This is a genomic window from Pseudonocardia sp. DSM 110487, assembly GCF_019468565.1.
Classification (GTDB): Bacteria; Actinomycetota; Actinomycetes; order Mycobacteriales; family Pseudonocardiaceae; genus Pseudonocardia.
On the sequence record NZ_CP080521.1, the window covers coordinates 6,724,253 to 6,737,466 of the forward strand.

Annotated in this window: 12 protein-coding genes; 2 read left to right on the forward strand and 10 right to left on the reverse strand. The window is 73.1% G+C overall.

Annotated features, from left to right (window positions below; genetic code table 11):
* Positions 1-93 precede the first annotated feature (93 nt).
* The 3 genes from K1T35_RS31365 to K1T35_RS31375 all read right to left on the reverse strand — a co-directional run bounded on the left by K1T35_RS31365 (position 94) and on the right by K1T35_RS31375 (position 4,401).
* The gene (locus K1T35_RS31365) at positions 94-2,940 is read right to left on the reverse strand and encodes a vitamin B12-dependent ribonucleotide reductase (RefSeq protein WP_220255392.1); all 2,847 of its coding nucleotides are present in this window, start codon (positions 2,938-2,940) and stop codon (positions 94-96) included.
* A 273-nt stretch (positions 2,941-3,213) separates the two neighbouring features.
* Positions 3,214-3,678 (reverse strand): transcriptional regulator NrdR, encoded by a 465-nt coding sequence (gene nrdR / locus K1T35_RS31370; protein ID WP_220255393.1) that lies wholly within the window; start codon positions 3,676-3,678, stop codon positions 3,214-3,216.
* Positions 3,679-3,837: 159 nt separating this feature from the next.
* Positions 3,838-4,401 (reverse strand): hypothetical protein, encoded by a 564-nt coding sequence (locus K1T35_RS31375; RefSeq protein ID WP_220255394.1) that lies wholly within the window; start codon positions 4,399-4,401, stop codon positions 3,838-3,840.
* A 246-nt stretch (positions 4,402-4,647) separates the two neighbouring features.
* Here K1T35_RS31375 and lexA point away from each other — a divergent pair, with 246 nt between their 5' ends.
* On the forward strand, positions 4,648-5,373 hold the full coding sequence (gene lexA / locus K1T35_RS31380; protein WP_220262970.1) for a transcriptional repressor LexA: 726 nt from the start codon (positions 4,648-4,650) through the stop codon (positions 5,371-5,373).
* Between the two features lie 114 nt (positions 5,374-5,487).
* Here lexA and K1T35_RS31385 read toward each other — a convergent pair whose 3' ends face one another.
* From K1T35_RS31385 to K1T35_RS31395, 3 genes are read right to left on the reverse strand one after another with little or no spacing between them, the layout of a single operon-like run.
* Positions 5,488-6,414 carry a hypothetical protein gene (locus K1T35_RS31385; RefSeq protein WP_220255395.1) on the reverse strand — a complete coding sequence of 309 codons (927 nt, stop codon included), beginning with the start codon at positions 6,412-6,414 and terminating at the stop codon, positions 5,488-5,490.
* Between the two features lie 59 nt (positions 6,415-6,473).
* Positions 6,474-7,943 carry a GTPase HflX gene (gene hflX / locus K1T35_RS31390; protein WP_220255396.1) on the reverse strand — a complete coding sequence of 490 codons (1,470 nt, stop codon included), beginning with the start codon at positions 7,941-7,943 and terminating at the stop codon, positions 6,474-6,476.
* A 21-nt stretch (positions 7,944-7,964) separates the two neighbouring features.
* Entirely contained in the window at positions 7,965-8,513 is a 549-nt protein-coding gene (locus tag K1T35_RS31395) for a transcriptional regulator (protein WP_220255397.1), read from the reverse strand.
* A gap of 51 nt (positions 8,514-8,564) precedes the next feature.
* On the opposite strand from K1T35_RS31395, the gene K1T35_RS31400 reads away from it, so the two are divergent.
* Positions 8,565-9,797: an MFS transporter gene (locus K1T35_RS31400; protein ID WP_220255398.1), complete on the forward strand. Its 1,233-nt coding sequence runs from the start codon at positions 8,565-8,567 to the stop codon at positions 9,795-9,797.
* Here K1T35_RS31400 and dapF read toward each other — a convergent pair.
* From dapF to K1T35_RS49180, 4 genes are all read right to left on the reverse strand, one after another.
* The gene (gene dapF / locus K1T35_RS31405; protein WP_370645167.1) at positions 9,788-10,612 is read right to left on the reverse strand and encodes a diaminopimelate epimerase; all 825 of its coding nucleotides are present in this window, start codon (positions 10,610-10,612) and stop codon (positions 9,788-9,790) included. The two genes, K1T35_RS31400 and dapF, sit on opposite strands and share 10 nt — an antisense overlap.
* A 1-nt stretch (position 10,613) precedes the next feature.
* On the reverse strand, positions 10,614-11,531 hold the full coding sequence (gene miaA / locus K1T35_RS31410; protein ID WP_255620945.1) for a tRNA (adenosine(37)-N6)-dimethylallyltransferase MiaA: 918 nt from the start codon (positions 11,529-11,531) through the stop codon (positions 10,614-10,616).
* Positions 11,513-12,232, reverse strand: coding sequence for a hypothetical protein (locus K1T35_RS31415; RefSeq protein ID WP_220262973.1), 720 nt, complete (start codon positions 12,230-12,232; stop codon positions 11,513-11,515). The genes miaA and K1T35_RS31415 overlap by 19 nt, the downstream gene beginning before the upstream one ends.
* Before the next feature lie 284 nt (positions 12,233-12,516).
* A complete protein-coding gene (locus K1T35_RS49180) occupies positions 12,517-12,657 on the reverse strand; it encodes a hypothetical protein (RefSeq protein WP_255620946.1) in 141 nt (46 codons plus the stop codon).
* Positions 12,658-13,214: the final 557 nt, after the last annotated feature.

Genomic DNA, 13,214 nt, shown 5'->3' on the forward strand with positions numbered 1-13,214 from the left:
AGAAGAGACGCCGCAGGGCGTCCGAATGTGACGGCGGCCCATGACAGCACGGAGGGGGCCGACTCCGCGTCGGCCCCCTCCGTCAGGTGGGAATCAGCTGCAACCGCTGGTGGAGCCGCAGCCCTCGCACAGGTAGCAGGAGCCCGCCGGGCGCATCTTGGTGCCGCATGTCATGCACAGCGGCGCGTCGGCCGCCTTGCCCAGCCGCAGCTCCAGGAGCTCGGTGGAGCTGCCGACCTCGACGGGCGCGGGAGCTGCACCCTTCGGCTCCGCCTCCTTCTCGGACGCGGGAGCGGCGTCGACCGAGGACCGCAGGCCCTCCACGTCGACCTCCCCGAAGCCCGAGCCGTAGTCGGTGGCCGCGACCTGCGCCGACCGCTCCTCGGCGGAGAAGATGCCCAGCTCCGCGCGCTTCTCGTACGGCAGGTGGTCGAGCGCCAACCGACGGAACAGGTAGTCGAGCACGCTCGTGGCGATCCGGACGTCCGGGTCGTCGGTCATGCCTGCCGGCTCGAAGCGCAGGTTGGAGAACTTCGAGACGTAGAACTCCAGCGGGATGCCGTACTGCAGACCCACCGAGATCGACATCGAGAAGGCGTCCATCACGCCGGCGAGCGTGGAGCCCTGCTTGCCGAGCTTGACGAAGATCTCGCCGAGCCCGTTGTCGGGGTACGAGCCGGCGGTGAGGTAGCCCTCGGCCCCGCCGACCGTGAACGACACCGTCTCGCTCGGCCGCTTCTTCGGGAGGCGACGCCGCACCGGGCGGGCCTCCACCACAATCGGTGCAGCCTCCGCCGTCTCCGTCTTCCGGGCCTCCTTGCCCGCCGACAGCGGCTGGCCGACCTTGCAGTTGTCGCGGTAGATGGCCAGGGCCTTGAGGCCGAGCTTCCAGCCCTCGAGGTAGATCTTCTCGACGTCCTCGACGGTGGCCTCCTCCGGCATGTTGACCGTCTTGGAGATCGCTCCGGACAAGAACGGCTGCACCGCGGCCATCATCCGGACGTGACCCATCGGGGCGATGGACCGCTCGCCCATGGCGCAGTCGAACACCTCGTAGTGCTCCGGGCGCAGGCCGGGTGCGTCGATGACGTGGCCGTGCTCGGCGACGAACTCGACGATCGCCTCGACCTGTTCGGGCTGGTAGCCCAGCTTGGCCAGCGCCCGCGGCACCGTCTGGTTGACGATCTGCATCGAGCCGCCGCCGACCAGCTTCTTGAACTTGACCAGCGCAAGGTCCGGCTCGATGCCGGTGGTGTCGCAGTCCATCATCAGGCCGATCGTGCCCGTGGGCGCGAGCACCGACGCCTGGGCGTTTCGCCAGCCGTTGCGAGCACCCACCGCGAGGCACTCCTGCCAGACCTTCGTGGCGAGCTTGTGGACCGGGGTGCTCGCGGGCAGCGTGCGCACGTCGTCGTTGGCGGCGGCGTGCTTGCGCATGACGCGCTGGTGCGCGTCGGCGTTGCGGGCATATCCCTCGTACGGCCCGACGACGCCGGCGAGCTCGGCCGAGCGCTTGTAGGCCGCGCCGGTCATCAGTGAGGTGATGGAGGCGGCGAGCGCCTGGCCACCCTCGGAGTCGTAGGCGTGGCCGGTGGCCATCAGCAGCGCGCCGAGGTTGGCGTAGCCGATGCCCAGCTGGCGGAACTTGCGGGTGGTGTCGGCGATCGGATCGGTGGGGAAGTCGGCGAAGCAGATGGAGATGTCCATCGCCGTGATGATCAGCTCGACGGCCTTCTGGAAGCGCGCGCCGTCGAACCGGCCGTCGTCACCGAGGAACTTCAGCAGGTTCAGCGAGGCGAGGTTGCAGCTGGAGTTGTCCAGGTGCATGTACTCCGAGCACGGGTTGGACGCCGAGATGCGGCCCGACTCGGGGCAGGTGTGCCAGTCGTTGATCGTGCCGTCGTACTGGATGCCGGGGTCGGCGCACGCCCACGCGGCCTGCGCGATGGTGCGGAAGAGCTTCTTTGCCGGGATGCGGTCGATGACCTCGCCGGTCATCCGGGCCCGCAGCCCGAACTCGGAGTCGGCCTCGACCGCGCGCATGAACTCGTCGGTGACGCGGACCGAGTTGTTGGCGTTCTGGTACTGCACCGAGGCGATGTCGGAGCCGCCGAGGTCCATGTCGAAGCCCGCGTCGCGCAGGACGCGGATCTTCTCCTCCTCCTTGGCCTTGGTGGCGACGAACTCCTCGATGTCGGGGTGGTCGACGTCCAGCACGACCATCTTCGCGGCCCGCCGGGTGGCACCGCCGGACTTGATGGTGCCCGCGCTGGCGTCGGCACCACGCATGAACGACACCGGGCCGGACGCCGTGCCGCCGGAGGACAGCAGCTCCTTGGAGGAGCGGATGCGGGAGAGGTTGAGGCCGGCCCCCGAGCCGCCCTTGAAGATCAGCCCCTCCTCGCGGTACCAGTTGAGGATCGACTCCATCGTGTCGTCGACCGCGAGGATGAAACACGCGCTCACCTGCTGCGGCGAGCTCGTGCCCACGTTGAACCACACCGGCGAGTTGAAGCTGAACACCTGGTGCAGCAGCATCCAGGTGAGCTCCTGGGCGAAGATCTCCCCGTCCTCTTCGGTGGCGAAGTAGCCCTGATCCATCCCGGTGCGGTGGTAGACGTCGACCACCCGGTCGATCAGCTGGCGCAGGCTCGACTCACGCTTCGGCGACCCGACGGCGCCGCGGAAGTACTTGCTGGTGACGATGTTGGTGGCGTTGATCGACCAGAAGGCGGGGAACTCGACGCCGCGCTGCTCGAAGTTGACCGTGCCGTCGCGCCAGTTGGTCATGACGACGTCCCGGCGCTCCCAGGTGACCTCGTCGTAGGGGTGGACACCGGGCGTGGTGTAGAGCCGCTCGACGGTGAGCCCTGCCTGCTTGCCGGACTTCGCGGTGCTCCTCTTGCCGCGTCCGGATGCGGCGCCGACGGTCTCGGTCATGCTCTCCCTCTCATTGCGTGCGCATCAGCGGGCTGGGGTCCACGGATGCGCACTTCCTGCGGTGCGGCGGATGTGTGGCGGCGGTGCATTTCGACGTGGTCCGGCATCGGTCGGGCATGCCGGACCACCGGCCGGCGGCTGCCGGTCCGGTCGGGACGGGATGTGCTGGCGTCAGAATGTGTTCGAGAAGCCAGCATGTGGGCCGCGGCCGCCGGTGATCCAGCAGGTCCCGGCTGCCCTGGGCGGCCCGCTCCGCGCTTCTCGAACACATTCTCAGTCGGGCGGGTCGGCGCCCGGTGGTCTGCGCAAGTCGGAGATCTCCTTCTCGAAGTCGTCGATCGAGGAGAACGACTTGTAGACGCTGGCGAAGCGCAGGTACGCCACCTCGTCGAGCTCGCGGAGCGGGCCGAGGATGGCCAGGCCGACCTCGTGACTGGGGATCTCGGCGGTGCCTCCCGCGCGGACGGCCTCCTCCACGCGGTGGGCGAGCTTCTGGAGCGCGTCCTCGTCGACGGGCCGCCCCTGGCAGGCCCTGCGGACCCCGCTGACGACCTTCTCCCGGCTGAAGGGCTCGGTGACACCGCTGCGCTTGACGACGGCGAGCACGGGCTCCTCCACCGTCGTGAAGCGTCGGCCGCACGCCGCGCATGACCTCCTGCGGCGGGTGGCCTGGCCGTCGTCGACCTCCCGGGAGTCGATCACCCGGCAGTCCGAGTGGCGGCAGAACGGGCAGCGCATCGGCTTCCTCCCCCTCCTGCAGAACCCCACCTGTTGTCGAACGACACGAGTGTAACCACAACATGTAGGGGCAGGGGAAGCAGGACACCCCTATTGGTGCCGCCGTGTCGACCGAACGGGACGAACCCCACGACATCGCCACATCACCGCCGCAGAGCGTCAGCCGGACGTCACCCTGAGCACCTGCCCGGGGTGCAGCGGCACCGACCCGAGCGAGTTGTCGGTGACGATCCGCTCGGCGAGCGTGGCGACCTCCGGACCGGACGCCCCCGGCGCGATCCGTCGCGCGATCTCCCATGGGGTGCGCTCGGCGCCGACCGTGACGACGACGGTGCCCTGCGGCGCGCGGACGGACTCCTCCGCCATGCGGACCGCCGCGGCGGAGTCGGCCAGCACGCCGAGCGCGACCACCGCCGCCGCTGCCGCGATGGTGACGGCGATCCCGGCGAACACCCGGCGCACCCGGTCGAGCGACACCATTCCGCGCGGCACGGCGAGCGGCCGCCGCGCCAGCGTGCGCACGCCCGGCACGGGCAACGGCACCCGGCGGCCACCGGACGGCATCCGCGGACGCTCGGCCTCCGCGGGCCGCACCACGAACGCGCTCACCGCGGGCCGGACGGGCTGCGGCCGGCTCGCCCGCCTGCGCCGCCGCTCCCCCGCCCGCCGGTCACGCACCGGCTGCACGATCACTCCCAGCTCCTGCACACCCCGCTCGTACATATCGCCGCCTCCGCTTCTTGTGCCGTGGCGCAGCCTGAACAAGTGCTCGAACGTCTGTGCGAAGAGTGTCTACCACCGCGGTCCGACAGAATCGAGAATCGCGGGCGTGTCGTTCGAACATGTGTTTGGCGACAAGCCCGATCGGGGCTACCGTCGTACGCGACGACGGTGGCGGCCGCATCCACGCGGCACCCACCCACACCAGCGGGCGGCCGGCGCGCCGCCCACGAGGAGGAGGCGCAGCAGATGGCACGGGACGACCCGGGCAACGGGACCGGCGAGACCGCGCAGGTGAGCACGTTCCCCGACCCGCCCGCCGAGCCCGCGGGCCTCACGCCGCGGCAGCGCAAGGTCCTCGAGGTGATCCGCGACTGGGTCGAGAGGTTCGGCTACCCGCCGAGCGTGCGGGAGATCGGCGACGCCGTCGGCCTCACCTCCACCTCATCGGTGCACCACCAGCTGCGAGCGCTCGAGCGGAAGGGCTACCTGCGGCGCGACCCCAACCGCACCCGCGCCGTCGACGTACGGGGGCCGGAGGACACCACCGACACCCCCGCCACCACGCCGGAGGAATCCGGCACGCGCGACCTGCACCCCGCGCCCGCGATGGTCCCGCTCCTCGGCAACATCGCCGCCGGTGGGCCGATCCTCGCCGAGCAGGCCGTCGAGAGCGTCTTCCCGCTCCCCCGCGAGATCGTCGGCGAGGGCACCCTGTTCCTGCTCAACGTCCGCGGCGACTCCATGATCGAGGCCGCCATCACCGACGGCGACTGGGTCGTCGTCCGCCAGCAGCCCGTGGCGGAGCAGGGTGAGATCGTCGCCGCGATGATCGACGGCGAGGCCACCGTCAAGACTTTCAAGCGCCGCGACGGCCACGTCTGGCTGATGCCGGCCAACGCCGCCTACGACCCGATCCCCGGTGACGATGCCACGGTGCTCGGGCGGGTCGTGGCGGTGTTGCGGAGGCTCTGAGCGGTTTCCGGCCCGGGAACTGAGTGATCGATCGTTCCGAGATTGCGGTTCACGCCGCTCCGAGGGCGCCGAACTGCACCTCGGAACGATCATGCGGCGCGAGCCGTGGCCTGGTCAGCCGCGGCGTAACCGGCCACGCAGCGAGGCCGCGGCCGCCACCAGCAGCAGCAGCCCCACCACCGTGCCGCCGCCCAGCGCGGCCGGCAGCCAGGATGGCGGCCCGGGGTCGGGGACGACCTCCGGGGCGGGTGGGAGCGCGGCGATCGGCTCGGCTTCGCCCGCGAGCCCGGTGGCACCGGCCACCGCGCGGATCTCGCCGTGCAGGCCGCGGCGCGTCTCCGAACCGGAGAGCAGGGTGCCGTCCGGCTCGAACGCGATGGCCTCGCCCTGCGGCTCGTCCGGCAAGGGGATGCGGACGGGGCTCAGGTTGAATGCGGCCACGAGGTCGCCCCCGCTCACCGGGAAGAGCCACGCGTCGGTGTAGGTGCGCACCGCGGCTACCCTGCCGTCGGCACTCAGCGCCGCGCCCGTCACCAGGCGGGATCCGATCCCGCCCACCGGGCCGCCGAGGGTGTCCGACGCGGGCAGGGCCATGTCCCCCACCGGCAGCAGCGGAGTCGGGCCCTCACCCCGAGGCGGTTCGGCCGTGCGGTAGAGGCCCGCGGGCCGCCCGACCTCCTTCGTGATCACGAACGGGCGGCCATGGGCGTCCACCAGGAGGGCCTCCGCGTCGTGCGGCCCGTCGGGGTAGGTCAGCCGGTGCAGACGGGCGTCACCGCGCTCGGGCAGGACGACGACCGCCACGGTGTCCCGTTGACGGTCGTTGTCCCCGAGGTCGGCGACCCACAGGGCGCCGTCGGGCCCGATCGCCAGGTCCTCGACGTCGTAGGGATCGACGTCGGAGGTGCGCGTGTCGATCACCCGGCAGTTCGACCGGTCGATGCGGTGGACCTGCACGCGCCGGCCACCGTCGCTGACGGCCCACAGCCCGCCCTCGTCCACGACCATGCCGGACAGCTCGCCGAGCCGGGGGTCGTCCACGGTGCACAGGGGCTCCGGCGCGGGCGCGCCCGTGAGCGCCAGTGCGACGAGCAGACCGATCAGCGGGCAGCGCCGTTCCGCACAGCGCCGTTCTCCCGGGGCGCCACTCCGACCAGGGCGTACGGCAGCACGGCCGTGGCCAGCTCCGCCCCGACGCGGGCCCGCATCCGGGTGCCGTCGGGCGTGTGCTCCTCGCTCAGCACCTCGCCCTCGGTGTGCACGCGGGCGACGAGCGAGCCCTGCACGTACGGCAGGAGCAGGTCGACCTCGACCTCGGGCGTCGGGAGCAGCTCGGCGACCCGCTCGCGCAGCAGCCGGATTCCGTCACCGGTGTGGGCGGAGACGAACACCGCGTCCGGCAGCAGGTGCCGCAACCGGGCCAGCTGGAGCTCTCCGGCCGCGTCGGTCTTGTTGACCACGAGCAGCTCGCGCGGCATCGCGCCGTGCTCCTCGCCGATCTCGACCAGCACCTGCCGGACGGCCTTGATCTGGTCCTCCGGAATCGCGTCGGAGGCGTCGACGACGTGCAGCAGCAGATCGGCGCCCGCGGTCTCCTCCAGCGTGGAGCGGAACGCCTCGACGAGCTGGTGCGGCAGGTGCCGGACGAACCCGACGGTGTCGGTGAGCGTGTAGGTGCGCCCGTCGCTGGTGGACGTGCGGCGCGTGGTGGGGTCGAGGGTGGCGAACAGCGCGTTCTCGACCAGCACGCCCGCCCCGGTGAGGGCGTTGAGCAGGCTCGACTTGCCGGCGTTGGTGTAGCCGACGATCGCGACCGACGGCACGTCCTGGCGCCGCCGCACCCCGCGCTGCGTCTCGCGCACCTGCTTCATGCCGGAGATCTCGCGGCGGAGCTTGGCCATCCGGTTGCGGATCCGGCGCCGGTCGAGCTCGATCTTGGTCTCACCGGGCCCGCGGCCACCGATGCCGACGCCGCCCGCGGCCCGGCCACCGACCTGCCGCGACAGCGCCTCACCCCACCCGCGCAGGCGCGGGAGGAGGTAGGAGAGCTGCGCCAGCTCGACCTGGGCCTTGCCGTCCTTCGAGCGGGCGTGCTGGGCGAAGATGTCGAGGATCAGCGCGGTGCGGTCGATGACCTTGACCTTGAGCTTCTCCTCCAGCTGGCGCAGCTGGCCGGGCGAGAGCTCGCCGTCGGCGATCACGGTGTCGGCTTCGGCGGCGTGCACGGCGTCGCGCAGCTCGTCGACCTTGCCGGAGCCGATGTAGGTGGCAGGGTCGGGCCGCGACCGGCGCTGGACGAGGCCGTCGAGCACCTGGGAGCCCGCGGTCTCGGCGAGCCGGGCGAGCTCCGCGAGCGAGGCGGTGGCCTGCTCGGCCGTGCCCTCGGTCCAGACCCCGACGAGCACGACGCGCTCGAGGCGCAGCTGGCGGTACTCGACCTCGGTGACGTCGGCGAGTTCGGTGGAGAGACCCGCGACCCGGCGCAGCGAGCTGCGCTCCTCGAGCTCGTAGTCGCCCCGGGTGGGCCGAAGCAGGTCGTCGGCGGTGATGGACAGGACAGGTTCAGTCATCGTGGTAGCCATGCTCCCACGTCAACGCTCCGGACGTCCTGTCTGATTCCGCGCGTCGCCGGGCGGCGGCTCCGCCGGGTAGATCGAGAGGTAGACCGCAACGGCTTCGCCGGCAGGCGACTCCGGGAGCGCGGCGTAGCGGTCGAGCAGCCCGGACAGCTCGGAGCGCAGCGCGGCCGCCTCGGCCGGGGCCAGCCGGACCGCGAGCCGGCTCTGCTCCAGCGCGCCGATTCCGACCTCGGTGACCTCGTCCAGATAGGCCTGGAGCACCGCCTCGCCGAGCGACGGATCGCGCTCGGCGCCTTCCAGCGACCAGGACAGCCGGGTGCCCCGGTACGGGATCTCGGTCGAACCGCGCGGGCCCGGCCGGGCCGGGAGCGCCTCGAGGAACCCGTGCCGGACCAGCCGACGAACGTGGTGCAGCGTCGTGGCCGGGTCCCGGTGCAGCCGGTGAGCGATCTGCGCGTTCGTCAACGGCTCCTGCAGCGTCAACCGGATGATCCGCAGCCGGACGGCGGAGGCGAGCGTGGCGATCTCCGCCTCGGTGGCCGGCCTGCGCTGCGTGGACACCCGTGAACCGTACCGATTGACGCTTTCCAATCGGTCATCCACGATCGGGGGATGAGCCTGTGGCGGCACCGTGACTTCCTGCTGCTCTGGGCAGGCGAGACGGTCAGCCAGGTCGGCACGATGGTCAGCCACCTCGCGTTGCCGCTGCTCGCCGCCACCTCGCTCGGCGCGACGGCCTGGGAGATGGGGCTGCTGGTCGCCGCGGAGCGCGGGGCGTTCCTGCTGGTGGGACTCCCCGCGGGGGTGGTCATGGACCGCGTGCGGCGACGGCCGGTGATGATCGCCGCCGATCTGGTGCGGTTCGTCCTGTTCGCGAGCATCCCGCTGGCGTGGGCGCTCGGGGTCCTGACGTTCGCGCAGCTACTGGTCGTCGCGCTGCTCGCCGGCGTCGCGACGGTGTTCTTCGACGTCGGCTACCAGTCCGTGCTGCCGGCCGTCGTCGGGCGCGCGGGCCTCGTCGACGGCAACGTGAAGCTGGAGTCGACGCGTGCCGCGGCCGAGACGGCCGGGCCCGCGCTGGGCGGTGGGCTCGTGCAACTGGTCGGCGCGGCGGCCGCGGTGCTGCTCGACGCGGTCACCTACCTCGTCTCCGCCGCGTTCCTCCTGCGGATGCGCACCCGGGAGGCGGTCCCCGCCCGCGACCCGGCCCGCTCGCTGCGCGCCGACATGGCCCAGGGACTGCGCTACGTCCTCGGTCACCCGCTGCTGCGCCCGATCACGCTGTGCACCGGCACCGCCAACCTGTTCAGCGGGGTGCTCGCCGCCGTGTCGGTGCTGTTCCTCGCCCGTGAGCTGGGTCAGCCGCCGGCGGTGATCGGGCTGGTGCTCGCCGCCGGCAGCGTGGGCGGGGTGCTCGGCGCGCTCACCGCGGGCCGGTGGATCCGCGGGCTCGGGCAGGGGCGCACCGTCGTCACGGCGCTGCTGGTGACCGGTCCGGTCGCCCTCGTGCTCCCCCTCACGACGCCGGGCGCGGGGCTCGCGTGGTTCGCGCTGGGCATGGCCGCGGTCTGGTACGGCGGGGTGGTCTACAACGTCGCGCAGGTGAGCTTCCGCCAGTCGGTGTGCCCGGACCATCTGCTCGGCCGGATGAACGCGAGCATCCGGTTCCTCGTGTGGGGCACGATCCCCATCGGCGGGTTGCTCGGCGGCGCGCTCGGCGAACTGCTCGGGCTGCGAGCGACGCTGCTGGTCACGGCGGTGGGCATGGTGCTCAGCCCGGTGTGGGTGGTCGCCTCACCGCTACGGCGCCTGCGTGACCTCCCGGATGCCGTGCCTCAGGCCTGAGACCACCAGGAGGGCGTCAGCTCACCGTGCGCCACGAGCACGGCGGGACCATGCAGGACCGTGGTGCCTGCCTCCACCGTGACGCGCAGCCGCCCGCCCGGCGCTCGCACCGTGACCGTCCCGGTGTCCCGGCCGACGTGCCGCAGCACCGCGACGACGGCGGCCACCGTGCCAGTGCCGCACGAGCGGGTCTCCCCCACCCCGCGCTCGTGCACCCGCATGGCGACCTCGTCGCCTTCGAGCGCGGTGACGAACTCGACGTTCACCCCATGCGGGAACAGGGCGGGATCGTGGCCGGGTGGCCGGGTGAGGTCGAGGCCGTGCAGCTCCACGTCCGTGACGCAGGCGAGGTGCGGGTTGCCGACGTCGACCGCCACGCCGGCGAACGCCTGCCCGTCGACGCTGGCCGTGCTCTCCTCGCCGGCGGCTGCCGGGCCCATGTCGACTGAGATCTCCTCGCCTGCCACGCGCACCGTGCGCACCCCTCCCCGCGTGCCCAGGCGCACCTCGGTGCCGGGGAGCCAACCGGCGTGCTCCAGGTAGCGGGCGTAGACGCGTACGCCGTTGCCGCACATCTCGGCGATGCTGCCGTCGGCGTTGCGGTAGTCCATGAACCACTCGACACCCGGTTGGGGTGCGGGTCCCTCACCCAGCGCGTCCCAGCGCACGACCCGCAGCACGCCGTCGGCCCCGAGGCCGCGGCGGCGGTCGCACAGCGCCGTGACCCTGGCCGGCGTCAGGTCGAGCTCGCCGTCGGGGTCCGGGAGCAGCACGAAGTCGTTCTCCGTGCCGTGTCCCTTGCTGAAACGCACCACGTCACGAGCCTACGTGCCGCAACGCTGCCCCGAACGGGTCGGGGCCGGCGCCGTCCAGCCAGTGGATGCGCCGGTCGCGCCGGAACCACGAGCGCTGGCGGCGGACGAACCGGCGGGTGGCCACCACCGTGTCGGCCGCCGCGGTGGCCAGATCCCCTTCGCCGTCCAGTGCGGCCACGACCTGCTGGTACCCCAGGGCCCGTGACGCGGTGCGGCCCTCGCGGAGCCCGCGCGCGAGCAGTTCACGTGTTTCGGCGACGAGCCCCGCCGCGAACATGCGGGCGACGCGGCGCGCGATGCGCAGGTCGAGCTCGCCGGTCGGACGGTCGATCCCGAGCAGCACGGCGTCGTAACGGGGTGTGCCCGATGTGGGCAGACGGGCCGGGAACGGCTTCCCGGTGAGCGCGACCACTTCGAGGGCCCGCACGATCCGGCGGCCGTTCGAGGGCAGCACCACCTCGGCTGCGGCCGGGTCGACCGCGGCGAGCCGGCTGTGCAGAGCGGCGGGCCCGCGCTCGGCCAGCTCGGCCTCCAGCTCGGCCCGCAGTGCGGGATCGGTACCGGGAAACTCCAGGTCGTCGATGACCGCCTGCACGTACAGGCCCGACCCGCCCACCAGGACCGGTGTGCTGCCCGCCGCGAGCAGTCGCTCGACGACGTCGCGCGCCTCCCGCTGGTAGGCCGCAACCGCGGCCGTGTCGGTGACGTCGAGGACGTCGAGCAGGTGGTGCGGCACGCCCGCCCGTTCGCGGGGCGTGAGCTTGGCCGTGCCGACGTCCATCCCGCGGTAGAGCTGCATCGCGTCGGCGTTGACCACCTCGCCGCCCAGCTCCGCAGCCAATGCCACCCCGAGGTCGGACTTGCCGGTCGCGGTGGGGCCGACGACCGCGATCAGCCGGGTCATGTGCTGGGGGTCCATACCGCGACGTGGTAGGTGGCGCCGTGCGGCGCCGCCGAGTACAGCAGCTCACCCCGCCAGCCGGGGCCGGTCACCTCGGCGAGCACCTGCCACGGAGCTCGGCCGGTGGCGTACAGCGATTCGGCAAGCCCCGCGTCGAGTCCGGCGAGGGCATCCACGTCGGCGGCGGCCAGCGCCGCCACCACCGTGTCGTCGAACGCTGCCGCGGTGTCCCGGAGTCGGACGAACCGGGGATCACGCCCGACGCCGACCGCCGCCCCGTCTCCGATCACCAGCAACCCGACCGGTTCCGGGTCGGACGCACACTCGGCGGCGAGGGCGGCCCCGAGCGCGGCGCAGTCCGGCCCGGGAGCGTGCGGGGGCAGTAGCTCGCCCCTGACGGACACCACCTCGCCGGTCCCGGCCGCTGCCCAGCCCGCGATCAGCAGCGGCAGCGGGAGGCAGGGGTCGGACCCGCCGCCCGACGTCGGGCCGAGCGTGACCTCGACGCCGACGCCGAACCCGCGGAAGCTGCCCCTCGCGTGCGGCCCGACCGTCCGTCGCCCGCCTGGATCGGAGCCCACCGCGATCCAGCGCCGCGCCGCACCGGCCAGCCGCGTGGCGGCATCGGCGACGGCCGCGCGCAGCTGCCGCACGCCCGCCGACGCGCCGGTCGCCAGCTCCGGTACGAGCAACGGCGGCTCGGGGAGCACGGCGACCATCGTGAGCACGGAGCGCAGCGTAAGCGGCGCAAATCGTCGCCCCTGAATCGACACCGACCGGGCCATCCGGCGCGCGGCGCCCGTCCGGGCTGTTCCGGTCGGCCCGAAGAGCTGTTTGAATCGCGAACGGCCACCGGTTCCGCGAAACCGGCTATGGCCGGTGTGCACGGCCCCGTCTCCGGACGGGGCGCCCGCCGCTCGCGGCGGGCCGGAGCGAGGAGGACGACCGTGTCGGAGCATCAGGGGAGCGGAACACCGGAGCCGGCGGAGGAGCGGGCACCGGATCAGGGGCAGATCAGGCGGCAGGCGGCCCGCGGCGAGGGAGCCGGTGCCGAACCCGGCGCCGACGTGGAGGCATCGGCCACCGCCCCCGCCTTCGACGCCGACAGCCCGGTGCACCCGATCGCGTACAGCGGTCCGGTCACGGAACCTCCCGGCGCGCCGCCGATCGGGGCAACCGCCGAACCCGCGGCGCCACCCCCCGCACCCGATGCCTCGGAATCGGTGGCCCCGGCTCCACCCGTGCCCGGGCCGCCCGCGGCGGCGCCGCCACCGATCCCCGCGCCACCGATCCCCGCGCCACCGATCCCCGCGCCACCGATCCCCGCGCCAGCGGCTCGGCCCGCGCCGCCGGTCGCTCGCCCCGAGCCGGTGCCGTCGCCTGCGCGGCCCGAGAGTGCCGCCCACGACCCGGCGCCTGCCCCACCTTCGGCTGCCGATCCGGCACCCGCCGCGCCCCCGACCGATCCGGCACCTCCCGCACCCTCGGCGGTTCCTACCGCCGGCCCCGCCGAAGGACTGGTCCCACCCCCCGACCCCCGGCCCGCGCCGGGACCGCACGACCGGCCGGCCGTACCCGGGCCGCCGCCCGCGAGGCCGGCACCTCCCCGTCCGGCACCACCTCCTCGTCCTGCCCCGCCGGCCCGTCCCGCGCCGCCGCCCGCCGCGCGTCCCGAGCCCGTACCCGTTCCGGCGGCCGAGC